21 protein-coding genes are annotated in these 20,885 nt (G+C 65.6%); 12 read left to right on the plus strand and 9 right to left on the minus strand.

Annotated features, from left to right (window positions below; translation table 11 throughout):
* Positions 1-92 precede the first annotated feature (92 nt).
* The 4 genes from ACSC1Y_RS09980 (at position 93) to ACSC1Y_RS09995 (ending at position 3,110) form a co-directional block, all read left to right on the plus strand.
* Positions 93-683, plus strand: coding sequence for a flagellin (locus ACSC1Y_RS09980; RefSeq protein WP_435334697.1), 591 nt, complete (start codon positions 93-95; stop codon positions 681-683).
* Between the two features lie 3 nt (positions 684-686).
* Positions 687-1,292, plus strand: a complete 606-nt coding sequence (locus tag ACSC1Y_RS09985; RefSeq protein WP_435334698.1) for a flagellin — start codon at positions 687-689, stop codon at positions 1,290-1,292.
* 396 nt (positions 1,293-1,688) lie between these two features.
* Complete coding sequence (locus ACSC1Y_RS09990; RefSeq protein WP_435334699.1) at positions 1,689-2,114, plus strand: DUF5807 family protein; 426 nt, start codon at positions 1,689-1,691, stop codon at positions 2,112-2,114.
* 3 nt (positions 2,115-2,117) lie between these two features.
* On the plus strand, positions 2,118-3,110 hold the full coding sequence (locus tag ACSC1Y_RS09995) for a carbohydrate kinase family protein (RefSeq protein WP_435334700.1): 993 nt from the start codon (positions 2,118-2,120) through the stop codon (positions 3,108-3,110).
* 33 nt (positions 3,111-3,143) lie between these two features.
* Here ACSC1Y_RS09995 and ACSC1Y_RS10000 read toward each other — a convergent pair whose 3' ends face one another.
* From ACSC1Y_RS10000 to ACSC1Y_RS10015, 4 genes are all read right to left on the minus strand, one after another.
* A complete protein-coding gene (locus ACSC1Y_RS10000; protein WP_435334701.1) occupies positions 3,144-4,244 on the minus strand; it encodes a DHH family phosphoesterase in 1,101 nt (366 codons plus the stop codon).
* 78 nt (positions 4,245-4,322) lie between these two features.
* On the minus strand, positions 4,323-5,405 hold the full coding sequence (locus ACSC1Y_RS10005) for a sensor histidine kinase (RefSeq protein ID WP_435334702.1): 1,083 nt from the start codon (positions 5,403-5,405) through the stop codon (positions 4,323-4,325).
* Positions 5,406-5,516: 111 nt separating this feature from the next.
* Positions 5,517-5,951, minus strand: coding sequence for a universal stress protein (locus ACSC1Y_RS10010; protein WP_435334703.1), 435 nt, complete (start codon positions 5,949-5,951; stop codon positions 5,517-5,519).
* A 126-nt stretch (positions 5,952-6,077) separates the two neighbouring features.
* Entirely contained in the window at positions 6,078-7,691 is a 1,614-nt protein-coding gene (locus tag ACSC1Y_RS10015; protein ID WP_435334704.1) for a bacterio-opsin activator domain-containing protein, read from the minus strand.
* A gap of 90 nt (positions 7,692-7,781) precedes the next feature.
* Here ACSC1Y_RS10015 and ACSC1Y_RS10020 point away from each other — a divergent pair, with 90 nt between their 5' ends.
* The 4 genes from ACSC1Y_RS10020 to ACSC1Y_RS10035 all read left to right on the plus strand — a co-directional run bounded on the left by ACSC1Y_RS10020 (position 7,782) and on the right by ACSC1Y_RS10035 (position 10,169).
* Complete coding sequence (locus ACSC1Y_RS10020; protein ID WP_435334705.1) at positions 7,782-8,498, plus strand: hypothetical protein; 717 nt, start codon at positions 7,782-7,784, stop codon at positions 8,496-8,498.
* Positions 8,499-9,176 (plus strand): hypothetical protein, encoded by a 678-nt coding sequence (locus ACSC1Y_RS10025; protein WP_435334706.1) that lies wholly within the window; start codon positions 8,499-8,501, stop codon positions 9,174-9,176.
* Positions 9,169-9,648 carry a signal peptidase I gene (locus ACSC1Y_RS10030; RefSeq protein ID WP_435334707.1) on the plus strand — a complete coding sequence of 160 codons (480 nt, stop codon included), beginning with the start codon at positions 9,169-9,171 and terminating at the stop codon, positions 9,646-9,648. The genes ACSC1Y_RS10025 and ACSC1Y_RS10030 overlap by 8 nt, the downstream gene beginning before the upstream one ends.
* A gap of 68 nt (positions 9,649-9,716) precedes the next feature.
* Positions 9,717-10,169, plus strand: coding sequence for a universal stress protein (locus ACSC1Y_RS10035; RefSeq protein ID WP_435334708.1), 453 nt, complete (start codon positions 9,717-9,719; stop codon positions 10,167-10,169).
* Positions 10,170-10,178: 9 nt separating this feature from the next.
* Here the strand turns inward: ACSC1Y_RS10035 and ACSC1Y_RS10040 are convergent, their stop codons facing one another.
* On the minus strand, positions 10,179-10,721 hold the full coding sequence (locus ACSC1Y_RS10040; RefSeq protein WP_435334709.1) for a GNAT family N-acetyltransferase: 543 nt from the start codon (positions 10,719-10,721) through the stop codon (positions 10,179-10,181).
* Positions 10,718-11,086: a universal stress protein gene (locus ACSC1Y_RS10045; RefSeq protein ID WP_435334710.1), complete on the minus strand. Its 369-nt coding sequence runs from the start codon at positions 11,084-11,086 to the stop codon at positions 10,718-10,720. The genes ACSC1Y_RS10040 and ACSC1Y_RS10045 overlap by 4 nt, the downstream gene beginning before the upstream one ends.
* 194 nt (positions 11,087-11,280) lie before the next feature.
* Here ACSC1Y_RS10045 and ACSC1Y_RS10050 point away from each other — a divergent pair, with 194 nt between their 5' ends.
* Positions 11,281-13,272: a beta-propeller domain-containing protein gene (locus ACSC1Y_RS10050; protein WP_435334711.1), complete on the plus strand. Its 1,992-nt coding sequence runs from the start codon at positions 11,281-11,283 to the stop codon at positions 13,270-13,272.
* On the opposite strand, the gene ACSC1Y_RS10055 is transcribed toward ACSC1Y_RS10050, so the two are convergent.
* Positions 13,209-14,183 (minus strand): extracellular catalytic domain type 1 short-chain-length polyhydroxyalkanoate depolymerase, encoded by a 975-nt coding sequence (locus ACSC1Y_RS10055; RefSeq protein WP_435334712.1) that lies wholly within the window; start codon positions 14,181-14,183, stop codon positions 13,209-13,211. The two genes, ACSC1Y_RS10050 and ACSC1Y_RS10055, sit on opposite strands and share 64 nt — an antisense overlap.
* A 327-nt stretch (positions 14,184-14,510) precedes the next feature.
* Between ACSC1Y_RS10055 and ACSC1Y_RS10060 the strand changes: the two genes are divergently transcribed.
* Entirely contained in the window at positions 14,511-15,251 is a 741-nt protein-coding gene (locus tag ACSC1Y_RS10060; RefSeq protein ID WP_435334713.1) for a DUF5806 family protein, read from the plus strand.
* Positions 15,252-15,288: 37 nt separating this feature from the next.
* Here the strand turns inward: ACSC1Y_RS10060 and ACSC1Y_RS10065 are convergent, their stop codons facing one another.
* Together ACSC1Y_RS10065 and ACSC1Y_RS10070 are read right to left on the minus strand one after the other, a co-directional pair.
* A complete protein-coding gene (locus ACSC1Y_RS10065) occupies positions 15,289-15,627 on the minus strand; it encodes a hypothetical protein (protein WP_435334714.1) in 339 nt (112 codons plus the stop codon).
* A gap of 97 nt (positions 15,628-15,724) precedes the next feature.
* Entirely contained in the window at positions 15,725-16,234 is a 510-nt protein-coding gene (locus tag ACSC1Y_RS10070) for a DUF7529 family protein (RefSeq protein WP_435334715.1), read from the minus strand.
* Positions 16,235-16,338: 104 nt separating this feature from the next.
* Here ACSC1Y_RS10070 and ACSC1Y_RS10075 point away from each other — a divergent pair, with 104 nt between their 5' ends.
* A complete protein-coding gene (locus ACSC1Y_RS10075; protein WP_435334716.1) occupies positions 16,339-18,801 on the plus strand; it encodes an ABC transporter ATP-binding protein in 2,463 nt (820 codons plus the stop codon).
* Between the two features lie 310 nt (positions 18,802-19,111).
* Positions 19,112-20,782 (plus strand): ABC transporter substrate-binding protein, encoded by a 1,671-nt coding sequence (locus tag ACSC1Y_RS10080; RefSeq protein WP_435334717.1) that lies wholly within the window; start codon positions 19,112-19,114, stop codon positions 20,780-20,782.
* Positions 20,783-20,885: the final 103 nt, after the last annotated feature.

Raw genomic sequence — 20,885 nt, forward strand, 5'->3', positions numbered from 1 at the left:
GTCGAGCGCCGAATCGGCCTCTGAAATCCTACGGGCATTGATAGTAACGTGGTTCAACCGGGTAACTGGGGCGCATCCCCAACAGGCAACCAATGATAGTGGACATTACAGAAAACGACGAACGCGGCCAGGTGGGCATCGGCACCCTGATCATCTTCATTGCCATGGTGCTCGTCGCCGCAGTGGCGGCCGGCGTGCTCATCAACACGGCCGGGCTGCTCGAGTCCAAGGCGTCCGACACGGGCGCGGACTCGCAGGCACAGGTTTCGAATCAGATAGACGTGGTCACGGCAGTCGGTGAGGACGTCGGGACCGACGGGGACGTCGACACCCTGAACTTCACGGTCAAGAAGTCCGCGGGTGCGGGTAACCTCGATCTGGCAGATGCCACCATCGAGTATCTCTCGGACTCCGAACGGGTGTCGCTGGCCTACAACGACACCGCAGCTGACTCGTCGAACTTCACGACCGAAGTCATTTCGGGTGACGCGAACCCGGTGCTCGACGACTCGAGCGAGCGCATCAAGATCACTCTTGACCTCTCCTCGGGGACCGGTATCAACGACGAGCTCGCCGAAGGTGAGGACGCGACCGTTCGGTTCGTCGACCAGTCGGGTGCGACGACGGTCTACGGCGTCAACGTCCCAGACACCATCTCCGGTGAAACCTTCGTGGAGGTCTGAAACATGTTCGACGCAATCGCAAACAACGACGACCGCGGTCAGGTCGGTATCGGCACGCTGATCATCTTCATCGCGATGGTGCTCGTCGCGGCGGTCGCGGCAGGGGTGCTCATCAACACGGCTGGGCTGCTCGAGTCCCAGGCGTCCGACACGGGCGCGGACTCGCAGGCCCAGGTCTCGAACCAGATCACCGTGGTGTCCGCAGTCGGTAACGTTACCGGCTCGGACACGGTCGACTACCTGAACTTCACGGTCATGAAGTCCGCAGGCTCGGACACCATCGACCTCGAGGACGCAACGGTGGAGTTCACCAGCGACGATGCATCCGAGACGCTCACGTTCAGCGCGAGCAGTTACTCGGGTAACGGTGACTCGTTCATCATCGCCGACTCCGGTTCGCCGGAGACGGCACTCGCCGCAGGGACGAGCACGGCGGTTCTGGAGAACTCCTCTGACCGCGTCGTCATCGGCGTGAACCTGAACAACATCGACGTGCTGAACGAGGGCGAGGAAGCCACCGTCAGGCTCGTCGACCAGTCCGGTGCGACGACGATCTACGGCGTCAACGTCCCGGATACGCTCACGGGTAAGAACTACGCAGCAGTCTAAACGCGGCTGACACCCGCTCCGAGTCACGGTCTACGGGCGCATCTACCTCCGGTCCACTCCGGACCGGGGATGCGCCGGTGAGATCGACCGGAGGTGCCGGCCGCACGACGCGTCCGACGCGGATGCGTTCGTAGACTCCGACCCGGACTTTCCGTACAGGCAGACGAACGATGCGGTGCAGTGCGATGCGGTGCGGTGCAGTGCGATGCAGTGCGGTGCGAAGTGGTGTATCCCACACCCAACGCAGGCAACACGCGGAATCGGGACGGCCCAGTGGCGTATCCCGAAGGCAACACACGACCAACCCGGTCGGCTCGATTCCCTTCTGCGGGCTCGCGGGCACTTCCCACGCCCGTGACTCGCGTTCTTTTTACCTCGCGACGAGCAATGGCGACCATGAGCGATTCACCTCGTGCGCAGTTCCTCGCCGGCGAGCTGACCGACGACGTCGCACTGTACCTCGCGGACTCGTTCGTCGACGACATCGGCCGACTGGAGAAGTACGGCGAACGGACCGACGACGGCATCGTCATCGTCGTCGACGGTGACAGCGGCCGGAACGCGTTCACCATCGGGACCGGCTCCGATGCGATGGCGTTCGCACAGGAGGCGATGGACACCGAGGGGACGATCAACGAGGACCTGACCGGTGGCGACTGCCCCGAGTGCGACGACGGGAGCGTCGACTACGTCTTCGCGTTCGCAGAGGACCAGAACGAGGAGGTCGGCGGTCTCTACGCCGAGGGCGACGTCATCCACGCCTACGCCCGCTGTACCTGCGAGACGGCGTACAGCCACAAGTGGGTCGCCGGCGAGCGGTAGGGGATGTCGACTGGAGCGGACCGGTCGTCGAAGGTCGTCGAGTCACCGCAGGTCGTTACGGTCGGGAGCGCGCTGCTCGACCGCATCTACCCGGTGACGAACCTGCCGGAACCGGACGGCGGCGCGTTCGCCCGCGACGAACGCCTCGCCGTGGGTGGGGTCGCGGCGAACGTTGCAGCCGGACTGACCCGACTCGGCAGAGCGACAGGCGTCGTCAGCCGGGTCGGCCGGGACGAGTCGGGCGACCGTGTCCTCGAAGATCTCGCCGACAGGGGTATCGCTGCGTCTCACGTCCAGCGCGGTGACGAGCCGTCGAGCTACACGATGATTCTGCGGGACGATTCGGGCGAACGGATGATCGTCGCGGGCGGCGACAGCGTCCCGAACCTGCGTCTCTCCGCGGCCGACCTCGACTACTGCCGAGACGCTGACGTCGTCTTCACCAGTGCCTACGCGCCAGACGCCGCCGTTTCGACGCTGGTCGAAGCGGCGGCTGGGACACCGGAAGCCGACGCGACGACGAAAGGAGACGACTTCCCGCCGCTCGTCTTCGACCTGGCTGGTCCGCTCCCGGAACTGGAGGGACGCGGGACCGGTGAGGAGACAATCGATGCGCTCCTTCCCGTCGTCGACTGTTTCGTCTCGAGCGAGGTCCCTATCGAATCCTACCTCGGCTGTACCGGCCGCGAGGCGGCCGTCGAGTTGCGCGAGCGTGGCGTCTCACGAGCGGCACTGACCCGTGGCGAGGACGGGGCGCTGTTGCTCGACGAGACGGGCTCGGTCCACGAGGTGCCCGCGTTCGACATCGACGTCGTGGATACGACCGGTGCGGGAGACGCGTTCTCCGCAGGGCTGGTCGATGCGTGGGTGCTTCGTGAACTGACTGCGCCGGAGGCGGGTCGGTTCGCCGCAGCCGTGGCTTCCGAGAACTGTACCGGAGCCGGGGCTCGCGGTGGACTGCCGTCGCGGAGAACGGTCGAATCGCGCCTCGGATGAGTCAGTGCAGTGCGGACGCGGCTTCCTGCCCGCCTATAGCTCCGTCTCGACGCCCTCGTCCTCCCCGTCTTCGTCCGGCAGGTTCCGGAACGCGTCGAGGATGACCTGCTTACACGTCGAGCCGCGGGTCGTCCAGTGGTGCGCGTAGTCGAGCATGTCCCCGTAGATGGGCGGTTTGCAGCCGGCGGCCTTCGGGTGACCGCCGCCGTTGACCTGCCCGGCGACCTCGTGGCAGCGCTCGAAGTTGTCCGTTCCACGGATGCTCGCGGAGCCGGCGGGTTTGACGATGACCGTGGCGTCCGCACCCTGTTCGCGGAAGGCCTCGGCGACCTCGTTCTGCGAACAGCGGCCGTAGGTGACGCCGACCTTCCAGCCCTCTATCTCCCGAATCTCGCCCCGTTCGACCGCCTTCTGGATGAGCGCCTCTTTCTCGACGCGGCGCTCGGCGAGGAGTTCCTCGGCCTCGGGCGGCAGGTCGACGCCGTGTTCGGCGACGATGTCGACGTACTCCTCGGGGTCACTCCAGTAGGCGAGGTCCGCGATGTCGTCGGAGCGGGGGTCCTCGCGGAGCCAGAGGTCGTGGTCGCGGGTGACGGCGGCGAGCTCGGCGAACTGCTCGCCGAACTCGTAGTCGATGGAGCGAAGCGCCACGTCGGCGGTGCACTCCTCCTCGCTGTCGCCGACGACGAGGTCGACGCCCGTCTCGCGGACCTGTTCTGCGACGTCGTCTTTCCACTGGTGGTGGTCGAACCAGCGGATCGTCCCCGCTTTCTCGACGAGTGCGGCGAGTTCGTCTTCGACCCACTCGAACCGGTCGGGGCAGAGGTCACAGACGAAGACGGTGATGCCCTCGGCTCCGTACTCGGCGACGAGTTCGAGCTTGTCTTCCAGTTCGTGCGGACCGGCGGGGACGAGCGCGGCCTCGCCGAACGCCTCTCGGACGAGTGCGACGCAGGCCAGCCCGTCGGCGTCGGGGTCGGCGACGACGGCGACGTCGTGTCCCTCGAGGGCGTCTGCGACCTCGCGCTCTTCCCGGTCCTCTTCGACCTCGTCGGGGACGAAGAAGCCGGTCCCGGGGAGGACGGATTTCCGGGCGAGCGGCATCTCTTCGTCGTCGATGAGCTCTTCGTGCATGTACCGCTAGTTCCCCGCCGCGCGGAAGAAACCGCCGGTTCGCTGGCGGACGGCTGTCGTCCGACCCGGTGTCGTGACTCAGGCCGGTGGGAATCGCATCCTGACGACGGTCCCCTGCGGCTCTCTCTCTTCGAACGTGAGCTCTCCGCCGGAGCGCTCGACGCTCCAGTAGACGAGCCACAGCCCCAGGCCGGAGCCGTGGGTCAGCTGGTCCTCGGCCCGGAGTTCGAGCGGCTCGAGCTCGTCAGCAGGGATGCCGGCTCCTGAGTCGACGATGCGGACCTCTACGGACCCATCGGACAGGTTGGTCACGTCGACCTGGACCCGCGTCGACGGGTCGGTGTGACGGACCGCGTTCCGGATGGCTTCGGTCACGCCGAAGCCCAGACGGAAGTGTCCGCTGACGGTCGCGGTCTCTGGAACGTTCACTTCGATGGTCGCGTCCGGGTAGTCGCGCTGGACCACCTCGACGCTCTCTCTGGCTATCGCTGCGAGGTCGAGTCTGGTGGTGTCGTCCTCCTCCCAGAGCTGTTTGAGCCGCTTCGCGTTCTCACTCAACCGCGCTATCTTGGTGGCCTGCTCGTCGATGGTCTCGAGCGCCTCGCGTATCTCGGAGTCGGTCGTCGTCCCGACCCCGGTCTGGGCGAGGCCGCGGATGAGGGTTATCTCGTTCCTGAGGTTGTGACGGAGGACGCGATTCAGTACCGTGAGGCGGTCGTTCAGCTGCTCGACCGCGATTTTCTTGTGCTCCAGCTTGGCGCGTTCAGACAGCAGGTGTTCTCGAAACTCGGCGACGGCGATACCGATGGCCGCCGTCGCACTGGAGCCGCCGATGAGCAGGGCAGGGAAGTGGACGATACCGGCCCCCTGAACCTGCTGCATCGCCGCGAGGACCGCTGCGACGACGAGTCCAACCACCCCGAACGCGATGGTCGTCGAGAACACGCTGACGGCCCGAACGGCGTCGAGTTCCAGTCGCGTGAGCCGCCAGCTCCCGTACAGGATGGCTGACCCGAGGAGCGCGAGCAGGGCCGACTCGGCGACGAGCGGCGGGTGAATCGGCCCGTGGGAGAAGAGGTGAAGTAGTGAGAACCCGACCACAAGGAAACCATAGACTGCGATGGGAGACCAGGGGTACCGGTCGAGCCACTGCCGAGACATACCGGCTCATCGGACTGGTAAACTAATAGTCATACGGCCGGGGCAGCGCTTTCCAACCCGCCCGTACAGCAGCATCTCGTGATCGATTCCGCTGGGGCAACCGGGAGCTGTTCAATCGCTGTCTTCTTGCAGCTGTCTGACTGTCAGCACGGGACGGTCGCAGGTGCGGACGACGCGCTCGGCGACGCTCCCGATGAGAAAGCGGTTCTCACCGTGCCTTCCGCGCGTACCGGTCGCGACCACGTCGGCGTCGACCTCGCGGGCGTAGGCACATATCTCGGCCGCTGGACGTCCCTCACGGACGGCGGAGACGACGTCCCTGGTCGTCGAGCCTCGGACCGATTCGAGTGCCTCCTCGCCGGATTCTTCGAGGGCCGCCCGGAACTGGTCGCGGACTGACTCCGGCGACGACTCGACCTCGGAGGCGTCGACCACGTAGAGCGCGTGGACGGTGGCGTCGAACCGCTCCGCGAGGTCGAGCGCGACCGTGACGGCTCGTCTGACGCTCTGGGAGCCGTCGGTTGCGATGACGACGGTGTCGAACATGCCCTCACGTTTCCCCCGACTGGGGATAAAACTGCGCCCGCCAGAACCGGGCGCGTACTCAATTCCGTTCTCGGCGGCGGGCTCCGCCGTTCGACACGGATTCGGCGTGGTCCCGTCGTGAGACGGTCACTCGTCGGCCACGTACACCCGCCGGTTCTCGTCGAAGAACTGCTCGAACAGCTTTCGTTCACCCGTCCGAAGGTGCTCGAGGAACGTCGGCTGGGAGACGCCGAGTGACCGTGCGAGGTCCTCCCCGCTCGCCTCACGGGGCCAGTCGTAGAAGCCGGCCGTATAGGCGAGCTGGAGGACCTCGAACTGCCGGTCGGTGAGGGTCTCTTCGACCTGCGCACGGAACTCCCACGGCGTCAGTCGGGTCGTCCGCTCCCGCCGCGCCAGTAGCTTCGTATCCGCATACGCCTCATCGATTGCCTCGGCGACGGCTCGAACGTCGGCATCGGCCGGCAGTTCGATGACCGCGGTTGCGACGCCAGCTGTGGCGGTCACCCGCCTGAGGACCATCCCCTGGTCCGCGAGGAACGCCGTGAGCAACTGGTCGTCGCTGTCGACCTTGAGGATGGACCCGTGCTCGGTGGAGACGACCGACGTGGCGGACTGGACGTCGCTTCGTTCCATGGCGACGGCAGCCGCGTCTTCGGCGTCCGCGTCCTCGATCCAGAGCAAGATAGTCAGCGACCCCCCCGAGAGCGAGAGACCCCGAATCTCGACCGTGCAGCCGAACGTTCGCGAGAGTTCGACGGCCAGAACGCGTTCGTCACTGCTCCGGAACTCGAGTTCGGTTATCGTCCCGGTCGGCTCCGCCCAGTGATGCGTGAGGTTCGCGAGGGCGAAGCCGACCGTCCTGCCGAGTCGGCGGAACGACTGACGGGTTCTCTCGTCGAACTGCCCGGCCTTCGTTCCATACACCGCGACCGCACCGTGGCAGACACCGTCGTCCATCAGCGGCACGAATACGGCACTTCGGTAGCCGCGAGCGAGCGACCTCTCGGTTCGACTCTCGGACAGTGTCCCCTCCGCGATGTCGCGCACGGTGACGACCTCTCCGTCGAGCAGTCGCTCCCCGATAGACGAGTCTCGGCCACCGGCGGCCGTCGGAAGCTGGTCGGTCGCACAGTAGCCGCCATCGAGGCCAGCCCACTGGCTCGCCCGGATGGCGTCCATCTCCTCGTCGTGGACGCCCGCCCAGCTCACCGCGACTGATTCGAGCGCCGTGAGGGACTCACAGACAACCCGACGGAGTTCGGTCGGTTCGACGCGCTCGACGAGGGCATCGACGATCGTCCGCTCGACCGACGCCAGCTGGTCGGCCAGCGGACGCCGGCCGACCGGTCCGTCCCCGCCAACCCACCCGGTTCTTTCGCTCCGCGTACGCTCTCTGGCCTGTGTTCGGACGGACTCGAGCACCGTGGCAGTCTCGTTCCAGTCGTCCTCGGGCACGTAAGTCGCTCCGCTCGCGGCGACGCGGCGGGCGAGGTCGGCCGACGGGGACCGGGTCCAGCAGACGCCACCAGCTCCGGCCGACACGGCGGCGGCGAGGAGGCCACCGGGGTCCGAGACACCGGGATAGACGACCACGAGACAGTCGACGGCTCCGCTCTGCACGTGCTGCAGTGCGGCGCGTTCGGTCCGTGCGACACGCACGGTCAGCGTAGGAGCGGTTCGGCGCAATCGAGCAGCCGCGTTGGGAGCGGGCGACCCACCGGCGACGAGGACCACGGGCATCGGTCTACCTATACCTATAGGAAGTCGTGAATCTATTGGCCTATACCGACAGGAATCAGACTTTCCGTCGGTGGGTGACATCCTTCTGCTATGTTCCGTCTGCGCGCGCTTACGAGGGGTACCGTCACTCGCCAGGTGTTGTTCTCCCTCTTCGTCATCGGAGTCTTGGCGACGGGCCTCGGATACGTCACTTACGCGACGTTCGAAGACGCCGATACGAGCGACAAGAACCCGATTCAGGGCGGAACGATGGACCTGAAGCTCGACGGAGCGGATACGGTTCCGGCGGCGTTCTCCATCGATGACGGCGGCCCGAACGCGACCACGAGCTACAACTATACGATCACGAGTTCGGGCTCGCTCACTCCCGGAAACGTCTCGGTAGACGTCTCGGTGGCGGAGAACGATTCGGGGACGGAGCCGACCGACCCCGACCTGAACGCGGCGCTGAACGCGACGGAGACCGCGACGCTCGTCGAGGTGACGTCGTTCGAGTACCGGTACGCGAACGGGACCCTGGCTCGCGACCTTCGAACGGGTGTCACCGACGGAAACGGAAACGGAATCATCGACCTCGAGGACGTGATGACGCAGGCGCTCCCGGAGACCGACCTGCCCGGTCCAGGGGCCGGTGGCACCGCCGAGCGGTATCTCGTCATCTCGGTGACGCTGGCGTCCGACGACGACCCGTCCTTCGTCGTCGATGGCAACACCGCCGGGAACCTGACGGGGGCCGACGAGGACTACATGGCCGACGGTATCGACGTCGTCGTGACGGTCACCCTCGAACAGGACGAGAGTGGATAGATGTATCGCGGCGCGTTTGCAGTCGTGGTTGTCGCCGTCGCCGTCGGCGTGACTCCGGTCGTCGTCGCTTCCTTCGTCGACACGGCTCACTCCGACGGATCCATCACCGGAGCGACGTTCGACCTCTCGTTGTCCGAAATCGGTCCCGCGACGCACGACTCCACGATCGACGAGACGGACGCGAACCGACTCTCCCGCTCCTGGGCCGACTACGACCACGCGACTGGGGGCGGGACGTCGGTGACGAACACCCTTCGAGTGTCGGTCACCGGGTCTGCGTCGCCGTCGACGCTCGTCATCGAGACCACGTTCACGGAGAACGACTCGACGCTCGGGTCTCCGGACAACCTCGACAAGACGGCCCAGACCGTCGTCGTCCAGGAGTTCGTCTACGATGGAACGGACCTCGTCGGGACCGCGGTCGTCGACGAGAACGGGAACGGGCGGGTCGACCTCAAAGACCTGGTACTCGGGTCGACGGCGGACAACCTCTCGTCGCTCTCGCCCCCGGTCTCCGGCTCGCCGGTCGACCTCCAGGTTCGACTGTCCGGCGAGGCCGACCTGCTCGCCGGTGTCGGTGCGGGTGACGGTATCGACATCGACTTCGTCATGACCGCACGGTACGGCTCCCTCCGGGACGCCGACAACTCGACCGACAACACCATCGTCTATGACTGAACGACCCGCATCGTGGCTGTTCGAACGACTACCCCTGCTGGTGGCCGCCATCTTGCTCGCCCCACTCTGCCTACACGCGGTCGCCGCGCTGGCTCCCGGTGTCGGTAGCTACGTGGTCGCGAGCGATAGCATGGGCGAGTCGGTGCCGGTCGGTTCGCTCGTCGTGGTGCAACAGACCGAGGACTACGCGGTCGGCGACGTGATCACGTTCGTCCAGGACGGTCGCCGAATCACCCACCGCATCGTCGCCGTCAGAGCTGACGGATTCGTGACCAGCGGCGACGCGACCGACCAGCCGGACGCGTGGGTGGTCTCACCGGGGGCCGTACTCGGCGAACGGCTACTAGTCCTCCCGTGGTACGGCCGGCTTCTGGGATTCGCAGGTTCGCCAGGAGGCCTGGCCGCATTCGTCTACGTGCCCGGAATCGTGCTCCTGCTCTCGGAGGTTCGACGACTCCGGGGGCTCCTCTAGGTCGAACCCCCCGAACCGGCCGTGCGAACAGGGGCACGCTTTTGGTTCACCTCGACGCACGAGACAGTATGACCGAGTCCCTGTCCGTGGAACTCGTCCTCGTCCCGGTCGACGGGAGCGACGAGTCCGTCACCGCGGTCGAGTACGCGGTGGCGGTCGCCGAGAAGTACGACGCGACGGTCCACGCAGTCTACGTCGTGGGTCAGGACGTGGTCCGTGGCATCGAAGAAGGAGCCATCGAGCGCGCCGACGTGGCGGCCGACGCCCAGTCGTTCATCGAGGACGTCGAAGGTCTCGCCGGGGCCAGCGGCGTGCCGCTGCACAACTCGACGGCGTACGGCTTCTCGACGAAGCGGAAGACCCAGCATCCGGGGAGCGTCATCCTCGACACCGCGGACGAACTCGAGGCCGACTTCATCGTGGTCCCCCGCGAGCCACTCACCAGCGACTCGGGCGACGTGCTCGCGAAAGCTGCAGAGTACGTGCTCCTCTACGCCAGCCAGCCGCTCCTGTCGGTCTGACGGGCGACCTCAGAGCAACAGCGCCATCTCCAGTTCGAAGCTCTCGGACCCACAGGTCTCGAAGCCGACGTCCCGATACAGCGATACGGCGGCCGTGTTCCAGCGCTCGACGGTGAGCCAGACCCGCTCGACGCCCTCCGCTTTTCCGTAGCCGAGCAGCGTGGTGAGGAGCTCCCGGCCGATGCCGGCGCGCTGGTAGTCCTGGAGGACGAAGATTGCGAGCTCGTACGCCACCTCGTCCGTGTCGAACGTGCTGGTGTCCGGAACGAGGGTCGCGTGTCCGGCGACGTGGTCATCGTGGCGTGCGCAGAGGTTGACCCCGTCGCCGAGTATGACGTCCAGCCAGTCGCGAACGCGGTCCTCTCCAGTCGGGGGAATCCCCTGGGCCCGGTCCGCCGGGTCGAACGCGACGTACATCTCGGTCACGTCGTCGATGTCACTCTCGTCGGCGGCGACCAAGTCGATGTCGCGTCCATCGCGGTCCTGGAACGACCGCGGTGGAGTCGGAAACGGTCCTGCGGGCTCTTCCGGGTAGACTCGTTGGTTACTCATCGCACGAGTTTGACGGTGGTGTTCGCGTTGAGCAGGACGAACTCGGTGATGGGACCGAGCCGAATCTTTCCCATGGGACTCTGGGTACCGCCTCCGATTGCGAGCTGGTCGAACTCCTCGCGTTCGGCCACGTCGACGAGCGTACTTCCTGGGTCACCGGTCGCCGTGCGTACCTCCGCATCGAGCTGCGCCTCTTCGACCAGTGTCTGGGCGCGCTCTGCAACCTCCGACTGCGACCGCGCGGCCTCGTCCTTCTCGACGACCAGGATGGTCAGTTCGTCGCCCGCCTGTTTCGCTCGCTCTATCGTCTTCTCCAGTGTCAGCATCGACTCGTCGCTTCCCTCGATGCCGAGCAGCACTCTCATGTCGCTCAGTGTGCTCGCACGGGTGAAAACCGTTACCCCGGCGCAGGAACCCTGCCCCCTATTGCGAAACGAACCGCTCCCGGTTCGACGGGAGAACCCTCCGGCCCGGTTTCGGGGGTATACGCGCCGAGGATAGCTAAAATCGCAGTTTGAGGTTGGGATACTGCCATTATCTCGAACGTCCTGGATACGGTATGGATTCCTCCCTCCCCGCGCTCGTTCTGGCGGTCGTTCTGGTCGCGTCGGCCGTCGGGGCCGGCGTCGTACTGACCGACGGGTTCGGCGTCGGCTCCGGTTCGACGGTACCGGACGACGGCCCGTCGACGACTGGGTCGGCCGAACTCTCGCAATTCGACTCCGAAGCTGCGTTCGTCTCGTACGTCCGGCGAGCACAGTCACACGGTGGCGGCGTCTTCCTCGGTGGTGCGACGATGGGTCGTCCGGCCGTGGCGGAAGCCACCGCGGACGGAGCGCAGACGGCCGGTACGGGCTCGAAGGCTGGCGGCAGCGCCGGCGGTGACGGGGGCGACGGGCCGCGCGTCTCTGGGACGAACGTCCAGGAAGCCGGTATCGACGAGCCGGACCAGCTGAAGGTTGCTCCCGACGGGCGAACCATGTACTACGCCTCCGGCTACGGCTACTGGGCTCCGGGTGGCGAGGCCCGCGTTCTCGACACGAGCGACCCGGCCGCGCCCGCCGTCGTCCAGAACGTCTACGCGTCCGGGAAGCTCCTGCTCGTCGACGAGACCCTCGTCGTGGTCGGGCAGCAGTCGATCACTGGATTCGACGTCTCCGACCGGTCGTCGCCGCGACAGCGCTGGCAGACGGACCTGAACGCGCGGGTCGAATCGGCCCGGCTCCTCGACGGCCGACTGGTCCTCGTGCTCCGACAGGGGGTCGACCTATCGAACCCGTGCCCGATTCAGCCCTTCGCTGGCGGACCCGGGGTTCCCTGCACCGACATCTATCATCCGGTGAGCCAGACCGGTGCGAGCGTGACCTACACGACGGCGGTGGTCGACCCGCACTCCGGGGAGACGTTCGACTCGGTGACCTTCCTCGGGACCTACGGCCAGTCGGCGACGTACGTTTCGAACGACGCGGTCTACCTTACCTACACGAAGCAGCCCGACTACGCGGCGACGTTCGGAGACTACCTCCGGTCGTCCGACCTGCTCGACTCGCAGGCGAGGGCTCGGCTCGACGAACTCGACAGTTACGACCTCTCGCCGCAGGCCCGACAGGTCGAACTCGGTGCTGCCGTACAGGACTGGCTCGCTCGACAGCCGGCCGAGAAGCGCGTCGAGTTGCAGCAGCGGCTGTACGAAGGCTACCGCGCCTACGTGGATGCCCACAAACGCGAACTGCTCCAGTCGGGCATCGTCAAGGTGGCTATCGACGACGATTCGCTCTCGGTGGTGGCGACCGGGCAGGTCCCGGGCCGCCCGCTGAACCAGTGGGCGATGGACGAACACGACGGTAGGCTCCGAATCGCGACGACGGTCGACCCCTGGGGTGCGAACTCGACGAACGACCTCTACACCCTGAACGAGGACCTCACGATTGCGGGTTCGGTCCGGGACATGGGCGTCAACGAGCATATCTACTCGGTGCGGTTCATGGACGACTCGGCCTACGTCGTCACTTTCCGGGAGATAGACCCGTTCTACACCATCGACCTCTCGGATCACGCGAACCCCGAGGTTCGCGGCGAGGTGAAGCTGCCCGGCTTCTCGCGCTACCTGCATCCGCTCTCGGACGACAGGATGCTCGGTATCGGTCAGGAGGACGGACGCGTGAAGGCCACCGTCTTCGACGTGACGGACCCGGACGACCCGACGGTCGTCGAATCGCGAGTGCTCGACGCTCGCTGGTCGGCTGTCGCCCGGAGCCACCACGCGTTCCTCTACGACGCGGACCACGGCGTGTTCTTCCTGCCGACCGAACGCGGCGGCTACGTGTTCGGTGAGGACCTCTCGAAGAAGGCGTTCGTCGAGACGGCATCGCCGGCGACGCGAGCGGCCTATCTCGGTGACTACCTGTACGTCTTCAGTGACTCGGGGCTCGTCGTGGTCGACGAAGACTCGTGGGAGTCGGTCGCCGAAGTCAAGTTCGACACGGACTACCAGCGCGAGAAGAACGACCAGAGCGCATCGGACGCGTCGGGTGCGGACGGGGCGGTGTAGGCCTCACCCGGAGCACCGCCGGCCCAGGCGTGGTCCATCCCCTCGACCTCCCAGTACTCGACGAGCGTCGTCCCCGAGTCGTCGCCGAAGCGCCGGCGTCGCCAGTCGTAGCCGCCAGTGCTTCCGTACACGTCTGATTCCGCCGCCGTATCGACGTTCCCGTCGTCGAGACCGTCGCTCGCCAGGTCGTTCGTCTCGATGGCCTGTACCGTCACCTGGTCACCGTTGACCGGGTAGACTGTCGTGTCGTCGGTACCGTGGAAGACCACGGTCGGCACTCGTCCCACGACTCCGTTGTACTGCATCGCGTCGTAGGCCTGTTCGCCCTTGAGGTACGGGTCAGGCCCACCCCAGGTCATGGCGTAGGTCGCTTCGCTGGAGTTATCGGCGGCGTCGTACTCGAGCCCGGAGTGGACCCCGCCCGCGGCGTAGACGTCTGGATAGGCCGCGAGCAGGTTCGGGACCATCGCTGCACCGGCGGAGAAGCCGGCGACGTAGACACTGTCCGGGTCGAGCGACTCGTCGCTCACCTCGTGTGTGGCCATGTCCGTGATGATGGCTCCCTCTCCCGAACCGCGCTCGGTGTTGTAGTCGTAGAACCAGTTCCAGCAATCGAACGAGTTGGCGAACGACGACTGGTCGGGGTAGATGGCGACGAACCCCTCGCGCTCGGCAACCTCGTTCATCCGGGTCGCACGGGCGAACTCGCCCGGCTCCTGCGAGCAGCCGTGCAGCATCACGACGAGCGCCGGGCTCGTCGCTTTCTCGGTCGGGACGTACTTCCTGTAGTGGTAGCCGTTCAGGTAGGCGTCGGAGAACTGACCGCTGGCGGCGGTTGCGGTGGCGCCGGTCAGCGTGACCGTCCCGGCGAGTGCGCTGGCAGTCGTCTTGAGGAGTTCACGTCGGTGCATGTCCTCTGTTATCGTTGGACATGATTGTGGGTAACTGGCTAGGTTCACGCGTGAACCGGCCCCGGCGGTCCGTCGGCTGTTCGTAGGAGTTACTCGTGGCCGATACCGGTGATGGCTGACAGGCGACACGCAGCTCCCCGTCCGGCGGTGTGTCGCACACCCGCCGTGTTCGCCGGACGGCCGTTCTCAGACGATGCCCTCGTTGGCCGCCGGATGGTACTTGAAGGCGCGGGTGGAGGCTGCGAGGAGGAGTGATGCGACGGCGTGCCCGTCGCGCGACGAGCGAGCAGCGAAGCTTTTTCCCGGTCGCCGACAGACGCCCTGCCAATGAGCGAGCAGCAGCCGGACGAGGGCCCGGCACGCGAGGAGTCTCCCGACGATACGGGCGACCGACAGACAGAGCCGGGTGGGAAGATAGAGCCGAACGACGAGCAGCAGGGGACACGGGAAGCCTCGGAGACCGAGCAGCGGGCGAGTTCGGAGCGGTCAGCCGACGAAGCGTCGGTCGACACGACTGATTCCGAATCAGCTGCGGACGAGCCGATGCCCGGCGTCCCGGACGAGGACACCCTCGACGTGCCCGAGGACGTGGCAAAGTACGACCGGTTCAAGAAGATGGACGGCGCACAGTACGACCGCGTCAACGAGTTCCTCCGCGACCGGACCTACATCACGGCGCGCGAGTGGGCGATCGCCCGCCTCTGCTCCGACTTCCGGACCGAGACCGGCGTCGAGATGACGAAGATTGGCGAGAACCTGCCCGAACTCGTCCCCTTCATGACGGATACGTATACGCCGCAGGCCGTCAACCAGGCCCGCTCCGCGTTCAAGGACAAGATCCGCACCGCGGGCGCGACGTTCCTCTACGGCGCGATGTGTGACTTCTTCACCGCGGAGGAGCTGGACGACGTGATGTACGAGGCGACCGAGGTCGCGAAGTTCCTGCTGGAAGTCGAGGGTGTCAACCTCTCTGTCGAGGAAGAACTGGAGGCCGAAGAGCGTATCTCGTCCGTGATGCGGGAAGTGCGCGAGGCGAGTTCGGAGCTGCGCGAGGAAGAAGAGACGTAGCAGCGGTCGCCCGGTTCGGCCCGGTCGGAGTCTCCGGTCAGTCCGCCTTCTCCGGCCCGCCTGGCCGGTCGGCGTCCCCGGCGGTGCCGACGTCGGTCGAACGGTTCGCGTCGTTCACTCGGTCACTTGCCGCCTCGACGGCCGTAGTCTCCGCCTCGTACTCCTTCAGTCGGAAGGTGAGGTAGGCGAGCATCACAGCGAGGGTGGCGAGCCGCCCGGCGTTTACCAGGGCACCGGGGAGATCCGGCGAGACGACCTGGACGATGGGGAGGTTACCTAACACGACGCTGGAGAAGCCGAAGCCGAAGACGCCGAGCAGGAACACACGCCAGCCGATCTCGAGCAGGAACCGGTACTCTCGTTCTTTCTGTGTCATCTCCTTGTCTGAACAAAGCCGGTCTGAGTACGAAAACCCTCGGGCCGCTCGACGATCGTCGCGGTGGCGGGGCGGTGCCGCCGGGAGTCGTCCTCGACTACGATTCGCCCGGGAGGAACGGGGCGGGGTCGTGCTGGGTGAAGGTGACGACCTGTCGCTCGTCGAGGGGCCGCAGGTGCAGCCGGAGCTCTCCTTCGTCGTGGACCATCTCGATGAACTCCTGTGCCCGGTCGGTGTCGTAGTAAAGGGGGACGAGCAGCGTCGTCTCGGTCGTCTCGTTCTTCAGTGCGGCGACGGCGAAGAGGATCCCTGCCTGCGTGGCGCGGAACACCTCGACCTCGTCGAACGAATCGTCCGCCTCGTACGACGCCTGTAACTCGTCGAACTCGTCGTCGGGCAGCAGGACGTCGAGGCCGGTTCGGTCGCCCTCGGTGAGCATGGCCACGTCGCCGGGGTGGCACTCGATGGCGGTCCAGCCCGAGTCGCGGTACTCCTCGGCGGTCGCTTCCATATCCGAGACGACCTGTTCCCAGGCGGGCATGACCCGGTCGGCGACGCCCATCGCTTGCTTCGCCTCGTCTACCGCGTCGTCGTCCAGTCCTTCCATACTCCCGGGCCAGTCAGGAAGCGACAAAAGGTTTCCCTTCGAGGGTTGAGAGTTCGTGTCATATGTGAAAAGGTATTTCCCCATTTGGCGGCCACATGGACACAATGACCGACCTCCTGTCCCTGTCCGACCTGCGAACGCAGTTCAGGACAGAACGTGGTACGGTGAAAGCCGTCGACGGTGTAGATCTCACCATCCGCGAGGGTGAGACCGTCGGCCTGGTCGGCGAGAGCGGGTCAGGAAAGAGCGTCACGGCGCTCTCGGCCATGCAGCTCGTCGACGAGCCCGGTGAGATCGCCGGCGGTACCGTGACGATACACGATGCCGACCTCGCGGGCGAGCTCCGTGAGAAGTACGGTTCGCGTGCTGACTCATTCGTCTCCGGTGACGACATCGAGCTCACGAAGGCCCCCGAGGACGTGATGCGTGACATCCGGGGCGGCGACATGGGGATGATCTTCCAGGACCCCATGACCTCGCTCAACCCCGCGATGACCGTCGGCGAGCAGGTCGCAGAGAGCCTGCGTCTGCACCGGTACGGTGGCAAGCGCAAGGACTCGTGGCTGAACGCCGTCCGGGAGGTGTTCCCGGGCAACGACCTCGACGACGAGGTGGTCGACGACGTCATCGACATCCTCGACGCCGTCGGCATCCCCGAACCCGAATCCCGAATTGACGAGTACCCACACGAGTTCTCCGGCGGGATGCGCCAGCGCGTCCTCATCGCCATCGCGCTCGCCTGCCAGCCGCAGCTGCTCATCGCGGACGAGCCGACGACGGCGCTCGACGTGACCATCCAGGCCCAGATTCTCGACCTCATCAACGAACTGCAGGACGACATCGGGATGTCCGTCCTGTTCATCACGCACGACCTCGGCGTAGTCGCGGAGACCTGTGACCGCGTCGCCGTGATGTACGCGGGTGAAATCGTCGAGGAGGGTCCGGTCGACGAGATATTCCACGACCCATCGCACCCCTACACGTACGCGCTGCTCGAGTCCATCCCCACCGAGGACTCCGACCGGCTGACCCCCATCGAGGGGAACGTCCCGGACCTCATCGACATGCCCACCGGCTGCCACTTCGCGCCGCGCTGTCCGTGGGCGAAAGAGGAGTGTACCTCGGGCGAGATACCGTTCAAACAGCACGGGCCCGCGGACGTCGACCATCGCGCGAAATGCGTCCTCGACGACTTCGACAAGAGCCAGTACGGCGAGGACCTGGAATCGGTCGCATCGGAGTCGAAGACGTTCACCGGAGAGCCCCTGATGCAGGTGGAGGACCTGCACAAGTACTTCTCCAGGGCCGACGACCTGCTCGACAAGTGGCTCTCGAAGGAGCCACAGACCGTGAAGGCGGTCGACGGGGTCGACCTGGAGGTGTACGAGGGCGAGACGCTCGGCCTCGTCGGCGAATCCGGCTGTGGGAAGTCGACGACGGGCCGGACCATCCTTCAGCTGCTCGAACCGACGGACGGGACCGTCGTCTTCGCTGGCGAGGACGTCACGGGGCTCGGTAGTCGCGAACTCCGGGCGAAGCGGCGGGACATGCAGATGATATTCCAGGACCCGCTGTCCTCACTGGACCCGCGGATGACGGTCGGACAGACCATCATGGAGCCGCTGAAGATACACGGGCTCCCCGAGGACACGGGCGGCAAGTCCGCACGGGACGCACGCCGTCAGCGCGCCGCCGAACTGATGGAGGCGGTCGGGCTCGAACCGGCCCAGTTCGACCGCTACCCGCACGAGATGTCGGGGGGCCAGCGCCAGCGCGTCGGTATCGCCCGCGCGCTCGCCGTCGACCCGGACTTCATCGTCGCCGACGAGCCGGTCTCGGCGCTGGACGTCTCCGTGCAGGCCCAGATTCTCAACCTCATGGAGGACCTCCAGGAGGAGTTCGGGCTGACGTACCTGTTCATCGCACACGACCTCTCGGTCGTCCGGCACATCTGCGACCGCGTGGCCGTGATGTACCTCGGACAGGTCGTCGAGACCGCCCCGACCGAGGAGCTGTTCGACGAGCCGAAACACCCGTACACGCAGGCACTGCTGTCTTCGATTCCGGTCCCGGACCCGCGGGTGGACACCGACGACCGCATCATCCTGAAGGGCGACGTCCCGAGTCCCATCGACCCGCCGTCGGGCTGTTCGTTCCGGACCCGCTGTCCGCAGGTCATCCCGCCGGCGGACCTCGACGTCGACCAGGAGAGCTTCCGGGCGGCGATGGACTTCCGTCAACGCGTGGAAGAACGCGATATCGCGGTCGGTGTCGTCCGCGAGGAGGTGGCCGCCGACGAAGACGACCTCGAGGAACCGATGCAGGCCGCGACCGACGGCGGTGCCGACCAGCAGGCCGTCGTCCGGTCGCTCATCGACCGCGAGTTCGAGGAACCACCCAGCGGCGAGGTCCGAACCATCGTCGAAGAGGCGTGTGAGTCGCTCGCTGCGGGCGACTGGGAGACCGCGACCGAACTGCTCAGAGAGCGGTTCTCGACGCCGTGCGAGCGTGAGGATCCCGACCTGGACGACGGCGTCCACCAGACGGCCTGCCACCTGTATCGGTGACGGACAACGACGGTCGCGACTGCGGCTGACACCGGGAACTATCCGGTGACTCTGTCGGACGCTCTCTGTCGCTACAAGCCATCCTCTTTCGTTCGGTCGATGTGTCTTTCAGGCGGTAGCAGGTATCTAACCTCCTGTACCGTTAGCACTGGTGACGTGCGCTACTGTCTACCATTGGTGCTCAGCTGAAACTCCTACCCTGGACAGTAATGGTCACAATCGAACACCGTTGGGTGAATCTCGTTTTACCATTGATTCTGATTCCCAAACTATCGGTATATTTATTGGCAAAGTGGTGCCATACGGCGCTATGGCACGTGATTCGGTAAACAGGCGCAGTTTCCTCAAAGCGGCAGGGACCGCGACGATCGCGGCGACGACGACGGCCGGGTGTCTCGGTTCGCTCTCGGGTGACAGTGGTGGCGGTGGCGGTACACTCGTGTACGCCCGTGGTGACCACCCGACGAACTACGACCCGCAGCAGACGACGAGCGGTGAGGTCGCGAAGGTCACGAACCAGATTTTCGACCAGCTCATCCGGTTCAAGCCGGGTAGCGGCGGCGAGCTCACCGACGGACTCGCGAAGGAGTGGAACCTCGAAGGCACGACGGCGACCCTCCAGCTCAAAGAGGGAATCAAGTTCCACAACGGCGAGGAGTTCACGGCGGCCGACGCGAAGGCGACCATCCAGCGGTTCGTCGACTCGGAGTACGAGTACTACCTCGGCGACGAGAACCGCTCCGGCTACGGCCCGTTCACCTTCGGTAACTGGGTCAAGAGCATGGACGCCAGCAAGGACTACGAGCTCAAGATCGAGCTGACCCAGAAGTACGCACCGTTCATGCGGAACCTGGCGATGTTCGCCGCGGCCATCCTCTCGAAGAAGCAGATCGAGTCGCTCTCGGACCAGACGAAGCTCGGGACCGACCCCGTCGGCACGGGTGCGTTCAAGTTCGACGAGCTGGACAACTCGAACCAGCGCGTCAAGCTCGCCGCGTTCGACGACTACTGGGGCACCGGCCCGAAGGTCGGTGGCGTGGTCTTCAAGACCATCAAGCAGAACTCGACCCGCGTGCAGGACGTCATCAACGGCGACTCCCACATCACGGACAACCTCGACTCGCAGTCGTCGAAGCAGGTCGAGAACAGCGACGGTGCCTCTCTGAAGTCCAAGAGCGGTATCAACATCGGCTACATGGCGTTCAACATGGCGCGGAAGGAGGAGTTCCGCGACAAGAAGGTCCGCCAGGCCATCAGCTACGCCATCAACACGAAGGCCATCGTCGACCAGATATACGAGGGCTTCGCGAAGCAGGCGACCCAGCCGCTTCCGGAGGGTGTGATGGGCTACGACGACTCGCTCGAGCCCTACCCGCACGACCCCGACAAGGCGAAGTCGCTGCTCGAGGAGGCCGGTAAGACCGACTTCTCGTTCGAGCTCGCGACGTTCTCCAACCCGCGTGGCTACAACCCGAGCCCCATCGAGACGGCGAACCAGGTCAAGTCCGACCTCGAGAAGATCGGCCTCTCGGTGAAGATCAACCAGTTCTCGACGTTCTCCTCGTACCTCGACTACACCGACGCCGGCAAGCACGACGCCGGCTTCCTCGGCTGGTACACCGACAACGCCGACCCGGACAACTTCCTGTACGTCCTGCTCGACCCGAAGGTCGAGATGAGCAAGGTCCCGGAGGACCAGGACTGGGTCAGCTTCGACACCGAGGGTTACAGCACCCTCAACGTCTCCGGCTGGGCGAACAAGGAGTACATGCAGACGGTTCGTGAGGCACAGCAGACCTACGACGAGGCCAAGCGCAAGGAGCTGTACAAGAAGGCGAACGGCATCGCACGCGAGGAGGCCCCGTGGGTCTTCGTCGACTACGCGCAGACGCTCCGTGCCGTGAGCAACAAGGTCAAGTCCGACTCCTACACGGTCAGCTCCGTCGGCGGCCCGTTCCTCGAGACCGTCGAGCTGAACTGACGCAGCGGAACCTAAAGACCGTCTGACACGGCTCTCTCCGCCGTCTCCACGTCCTCTGACGATTCGGGACACGGAGCTTTTTTACCAAGTCGCTGCGCAAATA

This window comes from Haloarchaeobius lipolyticus (assembly GCF_051208015.1).
Classification (GTDB): Archaea; Halobacteriota; Halobacteria; order Halobacteriales; family Natrialbaceae; genus Haloarchaeobius.

Bases quoted from the DNA above. Each gene is read 5' to 3' on its own strand.
- ACSC1Y_RS09980 (WP_435334697.1), top strand. From the start codon at position 93: ATGATAGTGGACATTACAGAAAACGACGAACGCGGCCAGGTGGGCATC.
- ACSC1Y_RS09985 (WP_435334698.1), top strand. From the start codon at position 687: ATGTTCGACGCAATCGCAAACAACGACGACCGCGGTCAGGTCGGTATC.
- ACSC1Y_RS09990 (WP_435334699.1), top strand. From the start codon at position 1,689: ATGAGCGATTCACCTCGTGCGCAGTTCCTCGCCGGCGAGCTGACCGAC.
- ACSC1Y_RS09995 (WP_435334700.1), top strand. From the start codon at position 2,118: ATGTCGACTGGAGCGGACCGGTCGTCGAAGGTCGTCGAGTCACCGCAG.
- ACSC1Y_RS10000 (WP_435334701.1), bottom strand. From the start codon at position 4,244: ATGCACGAAGAGCTCATCGACGACGAAGAGATGCCGCTCGCCCGGAAA.
- ACSC1Y_RS10005 (WP_435334702.1), bottom strand. From the start codon at position 5,405: ATGTCTCGGCAGTGGCTCGACCGGTACCCCTGGTCTCCCATCGCAGTC.
- ACSC1Y_RS10010 (WP_435334703.1), bottom strand. From the start codon at position 5,951: ATGTTCGACACCGTCGTCATCGCAACCGACGGCTCCCAGAGCGTCAGA.
- ACSC1Y_RS10015 (WP_435334704.1), bottom strand. From the start codon at position 7,691: ATGCCCGTGGTCCTCGTCGCCGGTGGGTCGCCCGCTCCCAACGCGGCT.
- ACSC1Y_RS10020 (WP_435334705.1), top strand. From the start codon at position 7,782: ATGTTCCGTCTGCGCGCGCTTACGAGGGGTACCGTCACTCGCCAGGTG.
- ACSC1Y_RS10025 (WP_435334706.1), top strand. From the start codon at position 8,499: ATGTATCGCGGCGCGTTTGCAGTCGTGGTTGTCGCCGTCGCCGTCGGC.
- ACSC1Y_RS10030 (WP_435334707.1), top strand. From the start codon at position 9,169: ATGACTGAACGACCCGCATCGTGGCTGTTCGAACGACTACCCCTGCTG.
- ACSC1Y_RS10035 (WP_435334708.1), top strand. From the start codon at position 9,717: ATGACCGAGTCCCTGTCCGTGGAACTCGTCCTCGTCCCGGTCGACGGG.
- ACSC1Y_RS10040 (WP_435334709.1), bottom strand. From the start codon at position 10,721: ATGAGTAACCAACGAGTCTACCCGGAAGAGCCCGCAGGACCGTTTCCG.
- ACSC1Y_RS10045 (WP_435334710.1), bottom strand. From the start codon at position 11,086: ATGAGAGTGCTGCTCGGCATCGAGGGAAGCGACGAGTCGATGCTGACA.
- ACSC1Y_RS10050 (WP_435334711.1), top strand. From the start codon at position 11,281: ATGGATTCCTCCCTCCCCGCGCTCGTTCTGGCGGTCGTTCTGGTCGCG.
- ACSC1Y_RS10055 (WP_435334712.1), bottom strand. From the start codon at position 14,183: ATGCACCGACGTGAACTCCTCAAGACGACTGCCAGCGCACTCGCCGGG.
- ACSC1Y_RS10060 (WP_435334713.1), top strand. From the start codon at position 14,511: ATGAGCGAGCAGCAGCCGGACGAGGGCCCGGCACGCGAGGAGTCTCCC.
- ACSC1Y_RS10065 (WP_435334714.1), bottom strand. From the start codon at position 15,627: ATGACACAGAAAGAACGAGAGTACCGGTTCCTGCTCGAGATCGGCTGG.
- ACSC1Y_RS10070 (WP_435334715.1), bottom strand. From the start codon at position 16,234: ATGGAAGGACTGGACGACGACGCGGTAGACGAGGCGAAGCAAGCGATG.
- ACSC1Y_RS10075 (WP_435334716.1), top strand. From the start codon at position 16,339: ATGACCGACCTCCTGTCCCTGTCCGACCTGCGAACGCAGTTCAGGACA.
- ACSC1Y_RS10080 (WP_435334717.1), top strand. From the start codon at position 19,112: ATGGCACGTGATTCGGTAAACAGGCGCAGTTTCCTCAAAGCGGCAGGG.